This is a genomic window from Streptomyces sp. NPDC086989 (assembly GCF_044745505.1).
In the GTDB taxonomy this organism is placed as follows: Bacteria; Actinomycetota; Actinomycetes; order Streptomycetales; family Streptomycetaceae; genus Streptomyces.
Genome location: NZ_JBIVAL010000010.1, coordinates 290,901 through 312,170, shown reverse-complemented (window position 1 = coordinate 312,170; position 21,270 = coordinate 290,901). Strand labels below are relative to the sequence as shown.

Below are 21,270 nucleotides of genomic sequence, written 5' to 3'. Positions count from 1 at the left end.
ATGACCACGGGGGCGGGGCCTCCCACCAGCACCGTCAGAGCGTGACTTCGTCCGCCAGCGCGCGCAGCGCCAGCCGGTACGAGCCGATGCCGAAGCCCGCCACGGTCCCGGTCGCCACGGAGGCGATGACCGAGGTGTGCCGGAACTCCTCGCGGGCGTACGGGTTGGAGATGTGCACCTCGATCAGCGGCGCGGTGCGCTGCGCCGCCGCGTCCCGCATGGCGTACGAGTAGTGCGTGAAGGCACCCGGGTTGATCACGACCGGGGTCTTGCCGTCCGCCGCCTCGTGCAGCCAGCGCACGAGCTCGCCCTCGTCGTTGGTCTCGCGGACCTCGACGTCGAAGCCGAGTTCCTCGCCCAGGGTGCGGCAGGTCTGGACGAGCCCGGTGTACGAGGTGGCCCCGTACACGTCGGGCTCGCGCGACCCGAGCCGGCCCAGGTTCGGGCCGTTCAGGACGAGCACCTTGCGGCTCACGCGGACACCTCGCCGTACGCGGCGATCAGGTGGGCCGGGTCGGGGCCCTCCAGGACGGTGGGCTTGCCCAGCCCGTCGAGGACGATGAAGCGCAGCAGGTTGCCGCGGGACTTCTTGTCGACCTGCATGGTCTGGAGCAGCTTGGGCCACTGGTCGCCGCGGTAGGTCAGCGGCAGTCCCACGGCGGCCAGGATCTCCCGGTGCCGGTCGGCCGTCGCGTCGTCGAGGCGGCCCGCGAGCCGGCCGAGCTCGGCGGCGAAGACCATGCCGACGGACACGGCGGCGCCGTGCCGCCACTTGTAGCGCTCGTTCTTCTCGATGGCGTGGGCGAGGGTGTGCCCGTAGTTGAGGATCTCCCGCAGACCCGATTCCTTCAGGTCGCTGGAGACGACGTCCGCCTTGACCTGGATGGAGCGCACGATGAGTTCCGCGGTGTGCGGGCCGTCGGGCGTGCGGGCCGCCGCCGGGTCCGCCTCGATGAGGTCGAGGATCACCGGGTCGGAGATGAATCCGGCCTTGATGATCTCCGCGAGGCCGCTGACGTAGTCGTTGACCGGCAGCGAGTCCAGCGCCGCCAGGTCGCACAGCACGCCGGCCGGCGGGTGGAAGGAGCCGACGAGGTTCTTGCCCTCGGCGGTGTTGATGCCGGTCTTGCCGCCGACCGCCGCGTCGACCATGGCGAGGACGGTGGTCGGTACGGCGATCCAGCGCACCCCGCGCAGCCAGGTGGCCGCGACGAAGCCCGCGAGGTCGGTGGTGGCGCCGCCGCCGACGCCGACGATGACGTCGGTGCGGGTGAAGCCGGACTGGCCGAGGGCCTTCCAGCAGTAGGCGGCGACCTCGGCGGTCTTGGCCTCCTCGGCGTTGGGCACCTGGATGGCGATCGCCTCGTAGCCCTGCTCGGCCAGGTCGTCGCGGAGCGCCTCACCGGTCGAGGCCAGCGCCTCGGGGTGGATCACGGCGACCCGCTGCGCCTTCGTGCCGATCAGCGTGCCGAGTTCGCCGAGCAGCTGCCGGCCGACCAGCACGTCGTACGCGTCGTGTCCGGCGCTGGCGCCGACCTGGATCCGCGTCACCTGGTCTGTCATACGTCCTTCAACTCCAGAGCGTCGAGGACCGCCTGGGCGACCTCTTCGGGGGTGCGGTCGTCGGTGGTCACGACGACGCGCGCGACTTCGGTGTACAGGGGGCGGCGGGCCTCCATCAGCTCGCGCCACTGGCGGCGCGGGTTGACGGCGAGCAGCGGGCGCGCGGCGCCCAGGCCGACGCGCCGGACGGCTTCCTCGACGTCCATCGACAGATAGGCGACGGGCAGCCCGGACAGCAGCTCCCGGGTGCCCGCGTCGAGGACGGCGCCGCCGCCGAGGGCGAGGACGCCCGTGTGCTCGCAGAGCGCGGCGGAGACCGCCTGCCGCTCCAGCTCACGGAAGTACGGCTCGCCCTCGTCGACGAAGAGGTCCGAGATCTCGCGGCCCTGGGCCGCGACGATGTCGGCGTCGGTGTCCCGGTAGGGGACGCCGAGCCGCTCGGCGAGCAGCGCCCCCACCGTGGACTTGCCGGAGCCCATGGGCCCGACGAGGACGACCAGTGGTCCGCCCGTCACCGGATCTGCAGGTTGTCGAGGTACGAGCGGACGTTGCGGCGGGTTTCGGCCACGGAGTCGCCGCCGAACTTCTCCACGACCGCGTCCGCGAGGACCAGGGCCACCATCGCCTCGGCGACGATCCCCGCCGCCGGAACCGCGCAGACGTCGGAACGCTGGTGGTGCGCCGCGGCCGCCTCACCCGTGGCCACGTCCACCGTGGCGAGCGCCTTCGGGACGGTCGCGATCGGCTTCATCGCGGCCCGCACCCGCAGCAGCTCACCCGTGCTCAGACCGCCCTCCGTACCGCCGGAGCGGCCCGAGGTCCGCCTGATGCCCTCAGGAGTGGCGACGATCTCGTCGTGCGCCTGCGAACCCGGCACCCGCGCCAGGTCGAAACCGTCACCCACCTCCACACCCTTGATCGCCTGAATGCCCATCAACGCGGCCGCGAGACGCGCGTCGAGGCGGCGGTCCCAGTGGACGTGGGAACCGAGGCCGACCGGCACCCCATACGCCAGGACCTCGACCACACCACCAAGGGTGTCGCCGTCCTTGTGGGCCTGGTCGATCTCCGCGACCATCGCCTTCGACGCGTCCGCATCCAGGCAGCGCACCGGATCCGCGTCCAGCCGCTCCACATCCCCCGGCGTCGGGTACACCCCGTACGGGGCCCTGGCCGAGGCCAGCTCCACCACGTGCGAGACGATCTCGATCCCCGCGACCTCCTTGATGAAGGAACGCGCGACCGCACCCAGCGCCACACGGGCGGCCGTCTCACGGGCGCTCGCCCGCTCCAGGATCGGCCGTGCCTCCTCGAAACCGTACTTCTGCATACCCGCCAGATCGGCGTGGCCCGGCCGCGGACGCGTCAGCGGCGCATTGCGGCCGGTGTCCTTGAGCAGCGACGGATCGACCGGGTCCGCCGACATCACCGTCTCCCACTTCGGCCACTCGGTGTTCCCGATCATGACCGCCACCGGAGAACCCTGCGTCAGGCCGTGCCGCACACCGCCCAGGAACGTGACCTCGTCCTGCTCGAACTTCATCCGGGCACCGCGGCCATAGCCGAGCCGGCGCCGGGCCAGATGATCCGCCACCAGCTCGGTGGTGACCGGAACGCCGGCGGGAAGACCCTCCAGCGTCGCGACCAGTGCCGGTCCGTGCGACTCTCCCGCGGTCAGCCAACGCAACCTGCTCAACGATGCTCCTCATGCTCGCGCCTGGTACTGCGGCGGCGCGGCCGGGTGCTCGGCGCCCGGACCCGCCACACCCGATCCTCCCACGTCCGGGCCGGTGCGCCGCCCTCCGGTCCAGCTGGCGGACGGCGGTGCACCCGGGGTCACCCTGGCGGGTGGCACGGTACGCGAGCAAGATCGGCCCGCTCAGTGCATCAGGTGTGCCGGCGGGGATCGGCGGGCGGGATCAGTGGCGGGTGCGCAGCGCGGCCTCGCCGGCGGCCCGCATGGCCGCCAGCGGCGCGGTGTGGCGGCCGGTCATCTGCTCGACCTGGAGCACCGCCTGGTGGACGAGGAGGTCCAGGCCCCCGAGGAGCCGGCCGCCGTGCTGCGACCAGGCGGCCGCGAGGGCGGTCGGCCAGGGGTCGTACAGGACGTCGAACAGGGTGCCCGCGCCGCCGGCCGGTACGTGGTCCGCCAGCCAGTCCGTGGCGCGTGCCGGGGTGGTCGCGATGACCAGCGGTGCGCCGAGCCCCTCGGCCGCGTCCGTCCAGTCGGCCGTGCGGACGGCGACGCCGAGGCGCTCGCCCCACTCCTGCATCTCGTCGGCGCGGGCCTTGGAGCGCACGTACACCGTGACCTCGCCGGTGCAGGTCCGGGCGAGTGCGGCCAGCGCGGAGGAGGCGGTGGCCCCGGCGCCGAGGATGGTGGCGCTGTCCACCTCGTCGACGCCGCGCTCGTGGAGCGCGGAGACGATCCCGGGGATGTCGGTGTTGTCACCGAGACGGCGGCCGTCCCGGGTCAGGACGACCGTGTTGACCGCCTCGACCGAGGCGGCGGTGTCGCTGATGCCGTCGAGCAGCGGGATGATCGCCCGCTTGAGCGGCATCGTCAGCGACAGCCCGGCCCACTCGGGGCCGAGGCCGGCGACGAACTTCGGGAGTGCGGCCTCGTCTATCTCGAAGCGGTCGTACGACCAGTCGTCGAGGCCGAGCTCCTGGTAGGCGGCGCGGTGCAGCACCGGCGAGAGGGAGTGCTCGATCGGTGAACCGAGCACGGCTGCGCGTATCACTGCCCTGCTGCCTTCTTCCGTTCCTCTTCGTACCGCTGGCGGTTCCTGTTGTGCTCTTCGTTCGTCACGGCGAAGAGCGTCTCGTTCTCGTTCACCGACACGAAGTAGTACCACGGGCCGGTGGCCGGGTTCATCGCCGATTTGAGGGCGTCGGGGCCCGGGTTGCCGATCGGGCCGGCCGGGAGGCCCTTGATCTTGTAGGTGTTGTACGGGTCGTCGATCTTGCGGAGGTCGTTGACGGAACCGACGTCCAGGGTGCTCGAACCCTTGATGTAGTTGACCGTGGAGTCGAAGTCGAGCAGACCGTACGTCTCGGTGTTGCCCGGCTTGAGACGGTTGTAGACGACCCGGGAGATCTTGTCGAAGTCGTGCTGGTACTTGCCCTCGGCCTGGACGAGGCTCGCGACGGTGACGAGCTGGAGCGGGTTGGCCAGGCCCAGCTTGGCCGCCTGGCCCTTGAGGTCGGCGCCGGCGTAGGCCTCGTTGGACTTGGCCACCATCTGCTTGAGCATCGACTCGGGGGTCGCGTCCTTGCTGAGGTCGTAGCGGGCCGGGTAGAGGAAGCCCTCCAGCGGGTCCTTGATGTCCTTGTTGTTGTTGGCCCAGTCGGGCAGACCGAGGTTCTTCGCCTCCTTGGCGGCGACGTCCTTGGTCGTGCCCTCCTTGAGCTTGAGCTTGTCGTCGATGGCCTTGTAGACCTGGGCGTTCTTCCAGCCGGGGATGACGTCCAGTGCGTTGACCCCGGCGCCGCCCACCATCATGTCGACGGCCGCCTTGCCCGACATGTGCTCCTTCAGGGTGTAGGAGCCTGCCTGGATGGCGCCGCCCTTGGGGTTGGCCTTGGCGGCGGCGACGAACGCGTCGGCGCTCTTGACGACGCCGTGCGCCTTGAGGATGCGGCCCATCTCACCGAGGCCGGTGCCCTTGGGGATGTCGACGGAGACCGAGCCCTCGCCCTCACCGGCGTAGTCCTCGCCGGTGGTGAACTTGGACTTGAGGTAGTCGTAGCCGTAGTAGCCGCCACCGCCGAGGACGGCCATGATCACCACGGCCGCGATCAGGCAGGCCGCGCCGTTGCGGCTCTTGGGCTTGCCCTTGGGGCGGCCGCGGCGCCCGGCGCCGTTCGGCTCGTCGCCGTCGTCGTCCTCGCCGCCGGGCAGGATCGACGAGGTCTCCTCGGCCGCTTCCTCGGCGTACTCCGGCTCCGGCTCCTCCTCGGTGACGAGGTGGCGCCGGCCCGGGGGCTGCGGCGGCGGGTAGGCCTCGGCCGTGCCGTAGAGGTCGGGGGCCTCGCCCGGGTACCCGCCGACGGGCTGCTGGGCGTAGGGGTCCGCGCCGATGTACGGGTCGGCCTGCGGGACGGCGGCGTACTGGTTCTGGCCGGTGTCCCAGCCCTGGCCGTCGTACACCGGCTGCTGCGGCTGCTGGAGCTGCTGCTGGGCCTGGTGGGGCTGCTGCGGGACATAGCCCTGCTGCTGCGGGTACTGGCCCTGCTGCACGTACTGCTGCTGGTACTGCGGGTCCTGCTGGTACTGCCCGTTCTGCGGGTCCTGCTGGTACTGATGCGGCTGCTGGGGCTGCTGCTGGTACTGCGGCTCCTGCGGGTACTGCTGCTGCGGGCCGCCGGCAAAGGGCATCTGAGCCTGCTGGGCCTCGTGCCCGGTCCACCCCTGGTCCCCGTACAGCGGGTCCTCCGGGTGCCACGGTTCGGGGCCACGGCCCCGGCCATACTCAGTCATCGATCCCCTAGAGCCGCGAGACGGAGGCAACGGCCCTGTCCGCCGCGGCACCCGGTTCCGCCTCTGAAGTGGTGGACGACGACTTGTTCGAATGCCGTCGCATCGCGCGGAACGTTACCGTATCGCGATCAGACAACCACTTCGACGCACTCACCGGGCGGATTACCTGATACCCGTTCGGTCTCAAGAGCGTTCTGAAGGATCACCACCGCGGCCGCCTGGTCGATCACCGAACGGCCCTTCTTGGCGTTCCTTCCCGAGGCCCGAAGCCCCTGCGCGGCGGTGACCGTGGTCATCCGCTCGTCCACCAGACGGACCGTCACCGGCTTGATGCCCTTGGCGAGTTCGTTCGCGAAGGCGCGCACCTTGGCCGCGGCCGGCCCTTCCCGCCCGCTGAGCGAGCGGGGCAGGCCGACCACGACCTCCAGGGGTTCGTACTCCTCGACGAGCTGCCGCAGCCGCCGGTGGGCGAAGGGGATGTCCCGGCCGGGAACGGTTTCCACCGGCGTGGCCAGCACCCCGTCGGGGTCGCAGGAGGCGACCCCGATCCGGGCGTCCCCGACATCGATGGCCAGACGGCGGCCACGGCGCAGCGTCATGGTCAGACCGTCTCGACGACGAGGCGCTCGACCGCGGCGATGGCGTCCGGGACGGCGGCCGGGTTCTGGCCGCCGCCCTGGGCGACGTCCGGCTTGCCGCCACCGCCGCCGCCGAGGGTCTTGGCGGCGGTGCGGACCAGGTCACCGGCCTTGAGACCGCGCTCGCGGGCGGCCTCGTTGGTGGCGATGACGGTCAGCGGGCGGTCGTTCGCCGTGGTGAAGAGGGCCACGACGGCCGGCCGGTCGCCCTGGATGCGGCCGCGGACGTCGAGGACCAGCTTGCGCAGGTCGTCGGCGCCGGTGCCGTCCGGGACGGTGCCGACGACGAGGGCGACGCCACGGATGTCCTGGGCGCCCGCGGCGAGGCCGGCGGCGGCCTGGAGGACCTTCTCCGCGCGGAACTTCTCGATCTCCTTCTCGGCGTCCTTCAGCTTGCCGAGCATGGAGGCGATCTTCTCCGGCAGCTCCTCGGGACGGCCCTTGACCAGCTCCTGGAGCTGGGCGACGACCGTGTGCTCCTTGGCGAGGAAGTTGTACGCGTCCACGCCGACGAGGGCCTCGACGCGGCGCACGCCGGAGCCGATGGAGGACTCGCCGAGCAGCTTGACCAGGCCGAGCTGGGCGGTGTTGGCGACGTGCGTGCCGCCGCACAGCTCCTTCGAGAAGTCGCCGATGGTCACGACGCGCACGCGCTCGCCGTACTTCTCGCCGAACTCGGCGATGGCGCCCTGCTTCTTCGCCTCGTCGATGCTCATGATCTCGGCGGTGACGTCCAGCTCACGGGAGAGCACGTCGTTGATCTTCTGCTCGACGTCGGTGAGGACCGTGCCGGGGACGGCGTTCGGCGAGCCGAAGTCGAAGCGGAAGCGGCCGGGAGAGTTCTCGGAGCCGGCCTGGGCGGCCGTCGGGCCGAGGGCGTCGCGCAGCGCCTGGTGGGTCAGGTGCGTGGCCGAGTGGGCGCGGGCGATGGCCCGGCGGCGGTTGACGTCGATGGCGGCGTACGCGGAGGCGCCCACCGTCACCTCGCCGACCTGGACGGAGCCCTTGTGCACGGAGACGCCCGGGACGGGCTGCTGCACGTCGCGGACGACGATGACGGCGCCCGAGTCGAGCTTGATGCGGCCCTGGTCGGCGAGCTGGCCGCCGCCCTCGGCGTAGAAGGGCGTGCGGTCGAGGACGACCTCGACGTCGTCGCCCTCGGAGGCGGCCGGCGCGGAGACGCCGTTGACCAGCAGGCCGACGATGGTGGACTCGCCCTGGTTGGTGGCGTAGCCGGTGAACTCGGTGGCGCCGGCGCTGTCGGCGATCTCGCGGTACGAGGAGACGTCGGCGTGGCCGGTCTTCTTGGCCTTGGCGTCGGCCTTGGCCCGGTCGCGCTGCTCCTGCATCAGCCGGCGGAATCCGGGCTCGTCCACGGAGAGGCCCTGTTCGGCGGCCATCTCCAGGGTGAGGTCGATCGGGAAGCCCCAGGTGTCGTGGAGCAGGAACGCCTTGTCACCGGAGAGGACCGTGCCGCCGGCGGCCTTGGTCTCGGTCACGGCGGTGTCGAGGATGTTCGTGCCGCCCTTGACGGCCTTGAGGAAGGCGGCCTCCTCGGCGAGCGCGACGGTCTCGATGCGCTTGCGGTCGGTGACCAGCTCCGGGTACTGCTGCCCCATCGTGTTGATCACGACGTCGACGAGGTCCTGGACGACCGGGCCGGTGGCGCCCATGAGGCGCATGTTGCGGATGGCGCGGCGCATGATGCGGCGCAGCACGTAGCCGCGGCCCTCGTTGCCGGGGGTGACGCCGTCGCCGATGAGCATGACGGAGGTGCGGATGTGGTCGGCGACCACGCGCATCGACACGTCGGTGTTCTGGGCGGCGCCGTACTGCACGCCGGTCAGCTCAGTGGCCTTGTCCATGACGACGCGCAGGGTGTCGGTCTCGTACATGTTCTGCACGCCCTGCAGGATCATCGCGAGGCGTTCGAGGCCGAGGCCGGTGTCGATGTTCTTCGACGGCAGGTCGCCGAGGATCGGGAAGTCCTCCTTCCCGTCGCCGGCGCCGCGCTCGTACTGCATGAAGACCAGGTTCCAGATCTCCACGTAGCGCTCGTCGTTGACGGCGGGGCCGCCCTCGACGCCGAACTCGGGGCCGCGGTCGTAGTTGATCTCCGAGCACGGGCCGCAGGGACCGGGGACGCCCATGGACCAGAAGTTGTCCTTCTTGCCCAGGCGCTGGATGCGCTCGGCGGGGACGCCGATCACGTCGCGCCAGATCGTCTCGGCCTCGTCGTCGTCGAGGTAGACGGTGATCCAGAGCTTCTCCGGCTCCAGGCCGTAGCCGCCGTCCGCCACGGAGCTGGTGAGCAGCTCCCAGGCGTACTTGATGGCGCCTTCCTTGAAGTAGTCGCCGAAGGAGAAGTTGCCGCACATCTGGAAGAACGTGCCGTGGCGGGTGGTCTTGCCGACCTCTTCGATGTCCGGCGTACGGACGCACTTCTGCACGCTGGTGGCCCGGGGGGCCGGGGGCTTGGTCTCGCCGAGGAAGTACGGCTTGAACGGGACCATGCCCGCGTTGACCAGCAGCAGAGTCGGGTCGTCCGCGATGAGCGACGCCGAAGGGACAACGGCATGACCGCGCTCCTCGAAGAAGCTCAGCCAGCGGCGGCGGATTTCAGCCGACTCCATCAGTGGTCCTCATTCCGGTCGTACGAAAAATTCTGGTGGGTGGTCTTGTGGTGCTGGATGGCCCGCATCCGCCGCGGCCCGGGGAGGGCGGTGACGTTGTCGGGCCGGTCGGGGTCCTGGTGCAGTCCCAGTGCATCGTTCAGCTCGTCCTCGCGCTGCGACATTCCCGCCTTCACGTCGAGGGCGAAGTCCTTGAGGCGGTGGCCCGCCTCCACGGCCTTGTCGGCGGCCTGGGCGGCGAGGCTCTCCGGTGTCAGCTTCTTGAGCTGGCGGTTGACCTTGGTGGTGGCCCACACGCCGGCGGCTGCGCCGGCGGTGAACCAGAAGGCTCGGCGGAACATCGGAGGTTTCAGCCCTTCTGCTTCCGGCGCCGGGCGGCCGGCACCGTACGGCCAACGATCACGGTACGTCGGGACGCCTTCCGCGGCGCCTCTTCCGTGGTTTTGCCCAGGGCCTTGCGGACTCCGTAGCCGAAGGCCGCGACCTTGACCAGCGGCCCGCCGAAGGTGGAGGCCACGGTGGAGGACAGTGCGGAGGCGTTCGAGGTGACCTCCTGGACGTCGCTCGCGATGGCGTCGACCCGGTCGAGCTGGGTGCGCGCGGAGCGGACGGTGGTGGAGGCGTCCGCCAGCAGCGGGACGGCCTGGTCGGTCACGTCGGCCACCAGCTTGGTGGTCGCCTTGAGCACCTGGGCCAGCCTCACCAGCACCACGGCGAGGAAGGAGACCAGGATGGCCCAGAAGACGGCCACGAGGATCCCGGCCACCTCTCCACCGGACACGTTGCACCGCTCTCTGCCTGTTGATCATTACGGGGAAAAGTCGTTCTCCGACCCTATCGCGCCGGAGATCCAGCGCCGTACCGCAATTCGGAGCCGGGCGGAGCCGCCTTGTACGCGGCGCATCCGGACCAGTACCCTCCGTGTCCCATGCGACAGAGGTCTGATCGACGAGGGACCTGCGGCAATCTTCCCTCGGAGCTGAGCCGCTTCGTCGGGCGGGGTGCGGAACTCACCGAGGTGGGGAGGCTGCTGGAGGCCTCGCGACTGGTCACCGTGACCGGTGTGGGCGGGGTCGGAAAATCCCGGCTGGCCCTGGCGGTGGCCCGGGAGGCCGCCGAGAGGGCGCAGGAACGCCACTGCGACGGAGTGTGGCTGGCCGAGCTCTCCTGCGTGCGCGATCCGGCGCTGCTCGAACCCACCCTGGCCGAATCGCTCGGGCTCACCGACCACACCACGCGGCCGCCCCGGACCGTCCTGGCCGAGCACCTGGCCGAGCGACGGCTGCTGCTCGTCGTCGACGGGTACGAGCAGCTCGTCGACGAGACCGCGGAGCTGGTGCGGGAGCTGCTGCTGCGCTCCCCCGGCCTGCGGGTGCTGGCCGCCGGGCGGCGGCCGCTGGACCTTCGCGGGGAGAGGACCTTCCCGCTGGCCCCGCCGGGCCCCGACGAGGCACTGGAACTGCTGGCCGACCGGGCCTCGGACGCCGATCCGGGCTTCACCGTGACCGCAGCCAACCGGGCCGCGCTGGTGGAGCTGTGCGCCCGCCTCGACGGGATCCCGCTGGCGCTGGAGCTGGCGGCGGGGCGGCTGCGGTCGCTGTCCCCGGAGCAGGTGCTGACGCGGCTGGAGGACCGGTTCGCGCTGCTGACGGGCACGGCGCGCGGGGTCCTGCCCCGGCACCGGGCGCTGCGGACGGCGATCGGCTGGAGCCACGAGCTGTGCACGGCGCAGGAGCGGCTGCTGTGGGCGCGGCTGTCGGTGTTCGCCGGGCACTTCGACCTCGATGCCGCCGAGTACGTGTGCGCGGGGCCCGACCTGCCGGTGGGGTCCGTGCCGGACGTGCTCGGTGAGCTGCTGGCCCAGTCCCTGCTGGCCCGGGAGGAGACGGCGGCCGGGGTGCGCTACCGGATGCTGGAGACGGTGCGCACGTACGGGGCGGGGTGGCTGGAGTCGCTCGGCGACGCATCGCGGCTGCGGCGGCGCCACCGGGACTGGTACACGGGGCTGGCGACCTGGTGCGAGCTGGACTGGTTCAGCCCGCGTCAGCAGGAGATGGCGGCGCTGGTGGAGGCCGAGCTGCCGAATCTGCGGCTGGCCCTGGAGTGCTGCCTGGACGAGCCGGACGAGCTCCACCTGGGGCAGTACCTGGCGGGGACGCTGTGGTTCTACTGGGCCGGCTGCGGCCGGCTCACCGAGGGCCGGTACTGGCTGGACCGGTCGCTGGAGCCCGGTGCGTCCGCGTCGGAGCACGTGGGGTCGCGGCTGAAGGCGCTGTGGGTGCTGGGCTACGTGGCGGCCCTTCAGGGCGACAGGGTCGCCTCGATGAGCGCCCTGTACGAGTGCCGGGACGCGGCGGCGCGGAGCGGGAACGCGGTGGCGTCGGCGTACGCGGTGCACCGGCTGGGCTGCCTGGCGCTGGTCTCCGACGACATGGCGCGGGCGGGGGAGCTGCTGGGCGCGGCGCTGGAGCAGTACCGGGAGACCGGGGAGCTGAACAGCAACGTGCTGATGTGCCAGGTGGAGCTGGCGATGGCGCTGGCCTTCCAGGGGGACCTGGCGGGTGCGCTGTCGCTGTGCCGGGAGGTCCGGGACATCTGTGAGGAACACGGGGAGCGCTGGACGAAGGCGTACGCCCTCTACGTCCTCGCGTTCGCGGCCCTGGACGCGGGGGACACGGCCGGGGCGCGGCTGCTGCTGACGGAGTGCGTGACGGTCAACCACGTCTTCCGCGACCTGGTCGGGCTCGTGCTGGCGGTGGAGCTGCTGGCCCTGGTCACTGCGGCCGAGGGGCATCCGGCCGAGGCGGCGGTGCTCCAGGGCGCGGCGGAGCCCATGTGGGACGGGGTGGGCCTGCAGCTGTTCGGCTCGGCGTACTTCAACGCCCCGCGGCTGATGTGCCGGGAGCGGGCGGGCGAGGTGCTGGGCGCGGAGCGGTACGAGGCGTGTGCGCGGCACGGCCGGGCGCTGTCCCTGGACGAACTGGTCGAGCGGGCGCTGCGGGGACCCGAGCCGGTGCCGGCGGCGCCGGAGCCGCTGCCCAGGCCCCGGACCGGGGAGGCGGGGAGGACGGTCGAGGCCGGCGTCACGACGGGCACTGCGGGGACGAAGGGCACGGCGGGGACGGCCGGCGCGGTGGGCCGCCCGGACAGCAGGAAGCCCGCCGGCTCCCCCAAGGGGGAACCGGCGGGCTGACCAGCCTGTGAGGCTACGTCCGCTGGATCAGCGGGCGTAGTACTCGACGACGAGCTGCTCGTCGCAGATGACCGGGATTTCCTTGCGGTTCGGGTCGCGGTCCAGGCGGAAGGCCAGGGCCTTCAGGTTGACCTGCAGGTAGCGCGGGGTCTCGCCCTCGCCTGCGTAGCCACCCTCACGGGCAACCTGGAACGGAACCTTCTCGCGGCTGCGCTCGCGCACGGTGATGACGTCGTCCGGACGGACACGGAACGACGGCTTGTCGACCTTGCCACCGTTGACCTCGATGTGGCCGTGAACGACCATCTGGCGAGCCTGGTAGATGGTCCGGGCGATGCCCGAACGCAGGACCAGGGCGTCGAGGCGACGCTCGAGCTCGACGACCAGCGCCTCGCCCGTCTTGCCCTCGGCCTTCTTGGCGCGGTCGTACGCGCGGGCCATCTGACGCTCAGAGATGTCGTACTGAGCGCGCAGACGCTGCTTCTCCAGCAGGCGGACCTTGTAGTCCGAGTTCTGCTTGCGGCCACGGCCGTGCTCGCCCGGCGGGTAGGGGCGGGCCTCGAAGTACTTGACGGCCTTCGGGGTCAGCGCAATGCCGAGGGCACGCGACTTCTTGACCTTGGGTCGCTTCTGGTTCACGGGGAACCTACCTCCATGTAAGTTAGGTGAGGCTTACCTTATCGAGGAGGACGTAATGTCTCGACCACATGGGATCCCCCTGCCCAGTGCGCAGCGCAGTTCGGATTCAGACGAAACAGAATCCGCTTGCGCCGACGATAAGCAAGGTCAGCCGCGTCCCAGGGAAGGCGTTCGGCAGCTCACCGGAGCCGAACGCGTACGAACCCTCGTAGAGTCCAACGCCTCAGTATCCCTCACACTGCCGGGTGCTTTCGACCAGGTGGGGTCTCATGACCAGCCGGAGTGCGGGACAGGGATGCCGGTCGCGCGGACCGTCACCCCGGACGGGGACGTGATTCTCCTGGTGTCAGGGGAATCCGCGGCCGCCAGGGCGGCCGCTTACGCCCAGGACGACGACCTCACGGCCGTGATCCAGATCACGGATGTGGCGCCGGTGTCCGTGCCCCATCGTATCCGAGGCCGTGCGTGGCTGGCCGGATGGCTGACCCGGGTGCGCGGCGACGACCGCGCCGCCTGCGCGGCGCTGCTGGCCGCGCGCCGGCCGGTGGGCGAACTGCTCGGGCTGCACGGGCCGCCCTCGTACGTGATGCTGCGCCTGGAGGTCGGCGAGATCTCGGTGGACGACCTGTGGGGCGCCGAACACGTGGACCCCGACGACCTGGCCGCGGCCGAGCCGGATCCGATGGCGGACCACGAGACGGAACTCCTCCAGCACCTGGCCGCCGCGCACCGCGACCGGATCGCGGACCTGTGCGCGCTGCTCGGCCCGCGGGAGGGCGCCGCCGTCACCGCGGTCCCGCTCGCGCTGGACCGCCTGGGCCTGCGGGTCCGCTTCACGGGCGAGGGCTCCCCCTTCGACGCCCGCTTCGACTTCCCGGCTCCGGTCCGCGACGTGTGCGACCTGCGCCGGGCGATGCACACCCTGTTCGCCGCCGCCGCCGGCGGCTGACCGCCCGCCGGGCAGCCGACGAGCCGGGGCTGCCCCCGGGCTCCGGTCCTCAGGCTCCGGTCCTCAGGCGCCGGACGGGCTGGAACCACCGCCGCGCAGCCGCTCGCGGACCTTTTCCACCACGTCCGCGTAGCGGGCCTCCGCGCCGTAGCGCGTGGGCTCGTAGTACCGCTTCCCGTGCACCGCGTCGGGGGCGTACTGCTGGGCGGCGATCGCGCCCGGTACGTCGTGCGGGTACACGTAGCCCACCGCGTGGCCCAGCTTCGCCGCCCCCTTGTAGTGCCCGTCCCGCAGATGCGTGGGCACGGGACCGGCCAGGCCCGCCCGGACGTCCGCGAGCGCGGCGCCGATCGCGGTCGTCGCGGTGTTCGACTTCGGGGCCAGGGCGAGGGCGATCGTGGCGTGCGACAACGTCAGCGCCGCCTCCGGGAAGCCGATCATCGCCACCGCCTGGGCAGCGGCGACCGCGAGCGGCAGGGCCGTGGGGTCCGCCAGCCCGATGTCCTCGCTGGCCGAGATCATCAGGCGGCGGGCGATGAACCGCGGGTCCTCCCCCGCTTCGATCATCCGCGCCAGGTAGTGCAGGGCGGCGTCCACGTCCGAACCGCGGATGGACTTGATCAGGGCGCTCGCCACGTCGTAGTGCTGGTCGCCGTCCCGGTCGTACTTCACCGCGGCCCGGTCGACGGCCTCCTCCACCGTCTGGAGGGTGATCTCGGACTCGCCCTTCGCGATCGCCGAACCGGCACCTGCCTCCAGTGCCGTCAGCGCCCGCCGGGCATCGCCGCCCGCGATCCGCAGCAGGTGCGCCTCAGCGTCCGCCGGGAGGGAGACGGCGCCGCCGAGGCCGCGCTCCTCGGTCAGCGCCCGCCGCATCAGCGCGCTGAGGTCCTCGTCGGTCAGCGGTTCCAGGGTGAGCAGCAGCGACCGCGACAGCAGCGGGGAGATGATCGAGAAGTACGGGTTCTCCGTGGTCGCCGCGATCAGCGTCACCCAGCGGTTCTCGACGGCGGGGAGCAGCGAGTCCTGCTGGGCCTTGCTGAAGCGGTGGATCTCGTCGAGGAAGAGGACCGTGTCCTTCCCGTATCCGCCGGCCGCCCGCTTGGCGCCCTCGATGACGGCGCGTACTTCCTTCACGCCCGCCGTGATCGCGGACAGCTCCACGAACCGCTTCTGCGTCGCCTGGCTCACCACGTACGCGAGGGTGGTCTTGCCGATGCCCGGCGGGCCCCACAGGATCACCGACGAGGCTCCGGCCGGGCCGCCCGCCCCGTCCCCGACCAGCCGCCGCAGGGGCGAGCCGGGCTTCAGCAGGTGCTGCTGGCCGACGACCTCGTCCAGGGTGCGGGGGCGCATCCGCACGGCAAGCGGGGAGCTCGCCGGGTCCTTCTCCTGGCGGTCTTCGGCAGCGGCGGTGAACAGGTCTGGTTCCACACGGGAAGCCTATGCGAGTCCACCGACAGCGGGCCGCGGGCCCGGATCGCCCGCGGCCGGTCCCCCATGGCGGCTCAGGAAGTCCAGAAGTCCCACCAGCGGGTCAGGATCAGCATGCCGATGATCCCGACGTGCAGCACGGGCAGCACCCACGTGAACTCGTCCAGGAAGGAGCGCAGCCACCCGGGGGCGGGCAGCAGGCCCTGCCGCACGTTGTGGGCGGTGACGTACCAGAACATGAAGATCGTGGCGACCCACGCCATGCAGCACCACAGGCACAGCGAGTTGATGTTGTACAGCGACTGGTACATCAGCCAGGTGCAGAAGCCGACGCCGAACAGCGTCCCGGCGTTGAAGGTCAGCCAGTACCAGGGCCGGAACCGGGCCCCGGCCAGCACGCTCATGCCGACGCAGATCACGATGCCGTAGGCGACCAGACCCAGCATCGGGTTCGGGAAGCCGAACACGGACGCCTGCTCGCTCTTCATGATGTTGCCGCAGGAGACGATCGGGTTCAGGCTGCAGCCCGGCGTGAAGTTCGGGTCTTCGAGCAGCTTGAACTTGTCGATCGTGATCACCCAGGCCGCGAGCAGTCCCGCGGCGCCCGTGATCACCAGCAGCAGCGCCAGCGCCCGGCTCGCACCGACCGTCCGCGGAGCGGTGTCTGCGTCCGTACTTCGTGTCGTCATACCGCCCGCTCCACATCTGCAAGGTCAACAAGCACCGGCCATTGTGCCGTACGGACCTGTGTGTCCACCGTTCGATGGACATAAGGACGACCGCACGGGGGGACCGGTAGGGCGGGTTCCGCCACACCATCTGGGACATGACACAGAACGCGGTGGAGGTACGGGGGCTTCGCAAGCAGTACGGCGAGGTCACCGCAGTGGACGGACTGGACCTGACGATCCGGCAGGGAGAGGTCTTCGGACTCCTCGGGCCCAACGGAGCCGGCAAGAGCACCACGGTGGAGATCCTGCAGGGCCACCGGGAACGGGACGGCGGCGAGGTCAGCGTGCTCGGCGCGGACCCGGCCACCGGCGGGCGGGCCTGGCGCTCGCGCGTCGGGATCGTCTGGCAGGACGAGTCGGCGCCCGCGGAACTGACGGTACGGGAGACGGTCGAGCACTTCGCCCGCTATTACCCGGCCCCGCGCGACCCGGCCGAGGTCATCGCCCTGGTCGGACTGGAGCAGAAGCGGGACCAGCGCGTGAAGGGCCTCTCCGGCGGCCAGCGGCGCCGGCTCGACGTGGCGCTCGGCGTCATCGGCGACCCCGAACTGCTGCTCCTCGACGAGCCGACGACCGGCTTCGACCCGGCGGCGCGCCGCCAGTTCTGGGACCTGATCCGGCTGCTCGCCGGCGAGGGCACCACCATCGTGCTCACCACGCACTACCTGGAGGAGGCCGAGGCCCTCGCCGACCGGCTCGCGGTCATCGCGAGCGGCAGGGTCGTCGCCGAGGGCGAACCGGCCGAGCTGCGCACCCGGTTCGGCACCGGCGCCACCGTCGAGTGGACCGGGGCCGACGGCACCCCGCAGAGCATCGCCACCGAGACCCCCACCCGTACGGTCGCCGAGCTCATGGCCCGATTCGAGGGCGAGATCCCCGGGCTGCGGATCGGCCGCCCCACCCTGGAGGACGTGTACCTGCGCCTCACGGGTCAGCTCGTACCCACGCCCGCACCGCAGCCGGAGGACGCACGATGAGCACGACCGCCACCACCACCGCCGGCCGGACCGCCGCTGCCACGAGGGCTTTGCCCGGCGCCTGGAGCCTGGGACTGAGCCGCGGGGCGCTGGAGATCAAGCAGTTCGTCCGCCAGCGCGATGCGATGATCTTCACCTTCGCCTTCCCGATCGTCTTCCTCGCCCTCTTCGCCTCGATCTTCAGCGACAGCGTGGAGAACACCGGGGTCACCGCCTCCCAGCTGTACGCGGCGGGCATGGTCGCCGCGGGCATCATGTCCACCAGCTTCCAGTCGCTCGGGATCTCGATCGCCGTCGAACGCGACGAGAAGGTGCTGCGCCGGCTGCGCGGGACCCCGATGCCGCCGGCCGCGTACTTCCTCGGCAAGGTCTGGATGGTCCTGGCCACCGGCGTCGCCGAGACCGCGATCCTGCTGCTCGTCGGCTCCACCCTGTTCGACCTCGGCCTGCCGGCCTCGGCGTCCAAGTGGTTCACCTTCGGCTGGATCTTCGCCCTCGGGCTGACCGGCTGCGCCCTGCTCGGCATCGCGATCAGCAGCCTGCCCAAGTCCGGGAAGAGCGCCAGCTCGGTGGTCGTCCTGCCGTTCCTGATCCTCCAGTTCATCTCCGGCGTCTTCATCCCGGTGAACGCGATCCCGGACTGGCTGCTCGACATCGGGGCGCTGTTCCCGCTCAAGTGGATGTGCCAGGGGCTGCGCGGGGTGTTCCTGCCGGAGTCCGCCTCCGTCCTGGAACAGGCCGGAAGCTGGGAGTACGGGAAGGTCGCCCTGGTCCTGGGGGGCTGGGTCGTCGGAGGATTGGTCCTGTGTCTGCTGACCTTCAAGTGGAAGAACCGCCGCGACGGCTGAACGGTTTCACCAGGACGGCCGGAGCGCGCGAGACCCATGTCTGGGACCGGGCGTTCGGGCCGTGGGACCTCTACTTCGGCGTCGTGTGGACCGCGACGGCCGCCTTCGTCCTGGGCGCGGACTTCCCGCCGCTGTCGTACCGGCTTCCCGCCGCCGCCCTGCTCACGCTGCTGATCCCCTGGTACGCGTGGGCCGGCCGGCCCCTGCTCGTGAAGGACCCCGGCTCCGAACCTGCGCTGTCGCTGCGCTACCTGGGCGTGCTGCTGGCCCTGTTCCTGCCCGCCGCGTTCCTGGTGGGCGAGACCCGGCTGATCACGTTCGCGCTCGCCCCGCACTGCTTCATGCTGCTGCCGCTGCGCCGGGCGGTCGGCGCGATGGCGGTGGTGTCGCTGCTGCCGGTGGCCGGCTGGGCCCTGCTGTGGCGGCCGGAGGGCCACGTCGTCTTCGTGAACGCGGTCGGCTCGTTCGTCACCTTCGCCTTCTCCTCGTTCTTCGGCGCCTGGATCATCCGGATCATCGAGCAGAGCCAGGAGCGTGCCTCGCTGATCGCCGAACTCGACGCCAGCCGGGGGGAGGTGGCCCGGCTCTCCGCCGCACAGGGCGCCCACGCCGAAAGGGAACGCATGTCCCGCGAGATCCACGACACCCTCGCCCAGGGCTTCACGAGCCTGCTGATGCTGGTCCAGGCCGTGCAGTCCGAGCTGGACACGGATCCCGCGCAGGCCCACCGGCACCTGGAGCTGATGGCCGCCACCGCCCGGCAGAACCTGGCCGAGGCCCGGGCCCTGGTGGCCGGCGGCGCGCCCGCCGACCTCGACGCCGGCTCCCTGCCGGACGCGGTACGCCGCCTCGCGGCCCGCCGGCACCCGCCGGCGGCGGTGTCGGTGAGCGGGGCGGTCCGGCCGCTGGCCGCGGCGCTGGAGGTGGTGGCCCTGCGGTCCTGCCAGGAAGCGCTGTCGAACGCCGCGAAGCACGCAGGGCCCGGGGCGCGCTGTGCGGTGTCCCTGGCCTACGGTGGCGGCGAACTGACCGTCACGGTCCGGGACACCGGGCAGGGCTTCGACCCGTCGGCCCCCGTGTCCGGTTACGGACTGCGGGGCCTGCGCGCCCGCGCGGCGGAGGTCGGCGGCACGGCGGCCGTCGACAGCGCCGCGGGGGCCGGCGCCGCCACCGGCACCACCGTCACCGTGACCCTCCCGATCCGCTGAGGAGCCGTACGACATGATCCGCATCCTGCTGGCCGACGACCACCCGGTGGTACGGGAGGGCCTGCGCGGCATGCTCAGCGCGGAGCCCGACCTGGAGGTCGTCGCCGAGGCCTCGAACGGCCCGCAGGCCGAGGCGCTGGCCGCGGAGCTGGTCCCCGGCGGCCTGGACCTGATCCTGATGGACCTGCGGATGCCGGGCGGCGACGGCGTCGAGTCCATCGCACGGATCAGCGCGGCCGGACTGCCGGTGCGGGTGGTGGTCCTCACGACGTACGAGAACGACCGGGACATCCTGCGGGCGGTGGAGGCCGGGGCCGCGGGCTACCTGCTCAAGGACATGGCCCGGGCGGAACTGGCCGAGGCCGTCCGCGCGGCGGTGCGCGGCGAGACGGTCCTGGCCCCGTCGGTGGCGGGCCGTCTGGTCGACCGGCTGCGCACCCGCCCGGAGCGTCCGCGCCTGTCGGACCGTGAGGTCGCGGTCCTGCGGCTCGTCTCCGAGGGGGCGACGAACGCGGAGATCGGCCGCCGCCTGTTCGTGGCGGAGTCGACGGTCAAGACGCACCTGCTGCGCATCTTCGGAAAGCTGGAGGTCACCGACCGCACGGCGGCGGTGACCACGGCCATGCGGCACGACCTGCTCTGACGCCGGTGGGGCCGGAGTGCGCCGAGCGCCTCCGGCCCCACCGGGAACACCGGTCGCCGGCCGTCAGGCCAGCTTGGTCCGCAGGACCTCGACCACGTCCGCCACGGCGACCGGGCCCTGCTCCCCGGACTCCATGTCCTTCAGCTGGACCACGCCCTCGGCGAGGTCGCGGTCGCCCGCGACGATCGCGAAGCGGGCGCCGGAACGGTTGGCGTCCTTCATGGCGCCCTTGAGGCCCTTGCCGCCGTAGGAGATGTCCGCCGCGACACCCGCCTGCCGCAGTTCGGTCACCAGACCGAACAGCACCGGCTTGGCCTCGCCCAGCGCCACCGCGAACACGGACGTCGTCGGCGGGATGTCCAGCTCGACGCCCTCCGCCTCCAGCGCCAGCACCGTACGGTCCACGCCCAGCGCCCAGCCCACCGAGGGCAGCGCCGGCCCGCCGATCATCTCGGACAGGCCGTCGTAGCGGCCGCCGCCGCCGACCGCGGACTGCGAGCCCAGACCGTCGTGGACGAACTCGAACGTCGTCCGCGTGTAGTAGTCCAGGCCGCGCACGAGCTTCTCGTCGTCCTCGAAGGCGACTCCGGCCGCCGTGATCAGCGCCCGCACCTCCTCGTGGTACGCCTTGCACGCGTCGCACAGGTAGTCCCGCAGCATCGGCGCGCCGACGAGCTGCTTCTGCACCTCGGCCCGCTTGTCGTCGAGGACGCGCAGCGGGTTGATCTCGGCCCGGCGGACGGTCTCCTCGTCCAGGTCCAGCCCGCGCAGGAAACCCTGGAGCGCCTCCCGGTACACCGGGCGGCACTCCTTGTCGCCGAGCGAGTTGAGCAGGATCCGGAAGTTGCGCAGGCCCAGCGAGCGGTACGCCTGGTCGGCCAGGATGATCAGCTCGGCGTCCAGCGCCGGGTCCTCGGCCCCGATCGCCTCGGCGCCGACCTGCGAGAAGTGCCTGTAGCGGCCCTTCTGCGGGCGTTCGTAGCGGTAGTACGAACCCGAGTACCAGAGCTTCACCGGCAGGCCGCCGGCCTTGTGGAGGTTCGCCTCCAGCGCCGCGCGCAGCACGGACGCGGTGCCTTCGGGACGGAGCGCGAGGTTGGCCCCGCCCTTCGTCGTGAGGGTGTACATCTCCTTGGTCACGATGTCGGTGGACTCTCCGACACCGCGGGCGAACAGGTCGACGTCCTCGAAGCCGGGCGTCTCGACGTACCCGTAGCCGGACAGCCGCAGGGGGCCGGAGATCGCGTCCCGGACGGCCAGGTACTTCGCCGAGTACGGCGGGATGAGGTCGTACGTGCCCTTGGGGGCCTTGAAGGTGCTCACGAAACTCT

General features: G+C 71.6%; 20 protein-coding genes. 6 read left to right on the top strand and 14 right to left on the bottom strand.

Annotated features, from left to right (window positions below; translation table 11 throughout):
- Nucleotides 1–34: 34 nt before the first annotated feature.
- From aroQ to ACIPK4_RS25505, 10 genes are all read right to left on the bottom strand, one after another.
- Nucleotides 35–475 carry a type II 3-dehydroquinate dehydratase gene (aroQ, locus tag ACIPK4_RS25550; protein ID WP_402316219.1) on the bottom strand — a complete coding sequence of 147 codons (441 nt, stop codon included), beginning with the start codon at nt 473–475 and terminating at the stop codon, nt 35–37.
- Nucleotides 472–1,563 carry a 3-dehydroquinate synthase gene (gene aroB / locus ACIPK4_RS25545; protein WP_054227617.1) on the bottom strand — a complete coding sequence of 364 codons (1,092 nt, stop codon included), beginning with the start codon at nt 1,561–1,563 and terminating at the stop codon, nt 472–474. Before aroB ends, aroQ begins: the two co-directional genes overlap by 4 nt.
- Entirely contained in the window at nt 1,560–2,078 is a 519-nt protein-coding gene (locus tag ACIPK4_RS25540) for a shikimate kinase (RefSeq protein WP_402316216.1), read from the bottom strand. The genes aroB and ACIPK4_RS25540 overlap by 4 nt, the downstream gene beginning before the upstream one ends.
- Complete coding sequence (gene aroC, locus ACIPK4_RS25535) at nt 2,075–3,259, bottom strand: chorismate synthase (RefSeq protein WP_402316213.1); 1,185 nt, start codon at nt 3,257–3,259, stop codon at nt 2,075–2,077. Before aroC ends, ACIPK4_RS25540 begins: the two co-directional genes overlap by 4 nt.
- A gap of 223 nt (nt 3,260–3,482) precedes the next feature.
- Entirely contained in the window at nt 3,483–4,307 is an 825-nt protein-coding gene (locus tag ACIPK4_RS25530) for a shikimate dehydrogenase (protein WP_054227640.1), read from the bottom strand.
- The gene (gene mltG / locus ACIPK4_RS25525; protein ID WP_402316210.1) at nt 4,304–6,046 is read right to left on the bottom strand and encodes an endolytic transglycosylase MltG; all 1,743 of its coding nucleotides are present in this window, start codon (nt 6,044–6,046) and stop codon (nt 4,304–4,306) included. The genes ACIPK4_RS25530 and mltG overlap by 4 nt, the downstream gene beginning before the upstream one ends.
- Before the next feature lie 128 nt (nt 6,047–6,174).
- The gene (ruvX, locus tag ACIPK4_RS25520) at nt 6,175–6,645 is read right to left on the bottom strand and encodes a Holliday junction resolvase RuvX (protein WP_030028999.1); all 471 of its coding nucleotides are present in this window, start codon (nt 6,643–6,645) and stop codon (nt 6,175–6,177) included.
- A 2-nt stretch (nt 6,646–6,647) separates the two neighbouring features.
- A complete protein-coding gene (gene alaS / locus ACIPK4_RS25515) occupies nt 6,648–9,317 on the bottom strand; it encodes an alanine--tRNA ligase (RefSeq protein ID WP_402316206.1) in 2,670 nt (889 codons plus the stop codon).
- Nucleotides 9,317–9,658: a DUF6167 family protein gene (locus tag ACIPK4_RS25510; RefSeq protein ID WP_054227637.1), complete on the bottom strand. Its 342-nt coding sequence runs from the start codon at nt 9,656–9,658 to the stop codon at nt 9,317–9,319. Before ACIPK4_RS25510 ends, alaS begins: the two co-directional genes overlap by 1 nt.
- A gap of 8 nt (nt 9,659–9,666) precedes the next feature.
- Nucleotides 9,667–10,098: a DUF948 domain-containing protein gene (locus ACIPK4_RS25505; RefSeq protein WP_402316203.1), complete on the bottom strand. Its 432-nt coding sequence runs from the start codon at nt 10,096–10,098 to the stop codon at nt 9,667–9,669.
- 147 nt (nt 10,099–10,245) lie between these two features.
- Between ACIPK4_RS25505 and ACIPK4_RS25500 the strand changes: the two genes are divergently transcribed.
- Entirely contained in the window at nt 10,246–12,510 is a 2,265-nt protein-coding gene (locus tag ACIPK4_RS25500) for an ATP-binding protein (protein ID WP_402316200.1), read from the top strand.
- A 27-nt stretch (nt 12,511–12,537) separates the two neighbouring features.
- On the opposite strand, the gene rpsD is transcribed toward ACIPK4_RS25500, so the two are convergent.
- Nucleotides 12,538–13,149, bottom strand: coding sequence for a 30S ribosomal protein S4 (gene rpsD, locus ACIPK4_RS25495; RefSeq protein ID WP_030294564.1), 612 nt, complete (start codon nt 13,147–13,149; stop codon nt 12,538–12,540).
- A gap of 295 nt (nt 13,150–13,444) precedes the next feature.
- Here rpsD and ACIPK4_RS25490 point away from each other — a divergent pair, with 295 nt between their 5' ends.
- Nucleotides 13,445–14,098, top strand: a complete 654-nt coding sequence (locus tag ACIPK4_RS25490) for a DUF2470 domain-containing protein (RefSeq protein ID WP_402316197.1) — start codon at nt 13,445–13,447, stop codon at nt 14,096–14,098.
- 63 nt (nt 14,099–14,161) lie between these two features.
- Here ACIPK4_RS25490 and ACIPK4_RS25485 read toward each other — a convergent pair whose 3' ends face one another.
- Nucleotides 14,162–15,532, bottom strand: a complete 1,371-nt coding sequence (locus ACIPK4_RS25485; protein WP_376204720.1) for a replication-associated recombination protein A — start codon at nt 15,530–15,532, stop codon at nt 14,162–14,164.
- 74 nt (nt 15,533–15,606) lie between these two features.
- Complete coding sequence (locus tag ACIPK4_RS25480) at nt 15,607–16,221, bottom strand: vitamin K epoxide reductase family protein (RefSeq protein ID WP_402316194.1); 615 nt, start codon at nt 16,219–16,221, stop codon at nt 15,607–15,609.
- A 137-nt stretch (nt 16,222–16,358) separates the two neighbouring features.
- Here ACIPK4_RS25480 and ACIPK4_RS25475 point away from each other — a divergent pair, with 137 nt between their 5' ends.
- From ACIPK4_RS25475 to ACIPK4_RS25460, 4 genes are read left to right on the top strand one after another with little or no spacing between them, the layout of a single operon-like run.
- On the top strand, nt 16,359–17,240 hold the full coding sequence (locus ACIPK4_RS25475) for an ABC transporter ATP-binding protein (RefSeq protein WP_402316191.1): 882 nt from the start codon (nt 16,359–16,361) through the stop codon (nt 17,238–17,240).
- Nucleotides 17,237–18,088 (top strand): ABC transporter permease, encoded by an 852-nt coding sequence (locus ACIPK4_RS25470; protein ID WP_402316188.1) that lies wholly within the window; start codon nt 17,237–17,239, stop codon nt 18,086–18,088. Before ACIPK4_RS25475 ends, ACIPK4_RS25470 begins: the two co-directional genes overlap by 4 nt.
- Nucleotides 18,046–19,296 carry a sensor histidine kinase gene (locus tag ACIPK4_RS25465; RefSeq protein ID WP_402316185.1) on the top strand — a complete coding sequence of 417 codons (1,251 nt, stop codon included), beginning with the start codon at nt 18,046–18,048 and terminating at the stop codon, nt 19,294–19,296. The genes ACIPK4_RS25470 and ACIPK4_RS25465 overlap by 43 nt, the downstream gene beginning before the upstream one ends.
- 13 nt (nt 19,297–19,309) lie before the next feature.
- Entirely contained in the window at nt 19,310–19,939 is a 630-nt protein-coding gene (locus tag ACIPK4_RS25460; RefSeq protein ID WP_054227628.1) for a response regulator transcription factor, read from the top strand.
- A gap of 63 nt (nt 19,940–20,002) precedes the next feature.
- On the opposite strand, the gene hisS is transcribed toward ACIPK4_RS25460, so the two are convergent.
- Nucleotides 20,003–21,262 carry a histidine--tRNA ligase gene (hisS, locus tag ACIPK4_RS25455; protein ID WP_402316182.1) on the bottom strand — a complete coding sequence of 420 codons (1,260 nt, stop codon included), beginning with the start codon at nt 21,260–21,262 and terminating at the stop codon, nt 20,003–20,005.
- Nucleotides 21,263–21,270: the final 8 nt, after the last annotated feature.

Excerpts from the sequence above, each read along its gene's own strand:
- aroB (WP_054227617.1), bottom strand. The coding sequence starts at position 1,563 with ATGACAGACCAGGTGACGCGGATCCAGGTCGGCGCCAGCGCCGGACAC.
- mltG (WP_402316210.1), bottom strand. The coding sequence starts at position 6,046 with ATGACTGAGTATGGCCGGGGCCGTGGCCCCGAACCGTGGCACCCGGAG.
- ruvX (WP_030028999.1), bottom strand. The coding sequence starts at position 6,645 with ATGACGCTGCGCCGTGGCCGCCGTCTGGCCATCGATGTCGGGGACGCC.
- alaS (WP_402316206.1), bottom strand. The coding sequence starts at position 9,317 with ATGGAGTCGGCTGAAATCCGCCGCCGCTGGCTGAGCTTCTTCGAGGAG.
- ACIPK4_RS25510 (WP_054227637.1), bottom strand. The coding sequence starts at position 9,658 with ATGTTCCGCCGAGCCTTCTGGTTCACCGCCGGCGCAGCCGCCGGCGTG.
- ACIPK4_RS25500 (WP_402316200.1), top strand. The coding sequence starts at position 10,246 with ATGCGACAGAGGTCTGATCGACGAGGGACCTGCGGCAATCTTCCCTCG.
- ACIPK4_RS25490 (WP_402316197.1), top strand. The coding sequence starts at position 13,445 with ATGCCGGTCGCGCGGACCGTCACCCCGGACGGGGACGTGATTCTCCTG.
- ACIPK4_RS25480 (WP_402316194.1), bottom strand. The coding sequence starts at position 16,221 with ATGACGACACGAAGTACGGACGCAGACACCGCTCCGCGGACGGTCGGT.
- ACIPK4_RS25475 (WP_402316191.1), top strand. The coding sequence starts at position 16,359 with ATGACACAGAACGCGGTGGAGGTACGGGGGCTTCGCAAGCAGTACGGC.
- ACIPK4_RS25470 (WP_402316188.1), top strand. The coding sequence starts at position 17,237 with ATGAGCACGACCGCCACCACCACCGCCGGCCGGACCGCCGCTGCCACG.
- ACIPK4_RS25460 (WP_054227628.1), top strand. The coding sequence starts at position 19,310 with ATGATCCGCATCCTGCTGGCCGACGACCACCCGGTGGTACGGGAGGGC.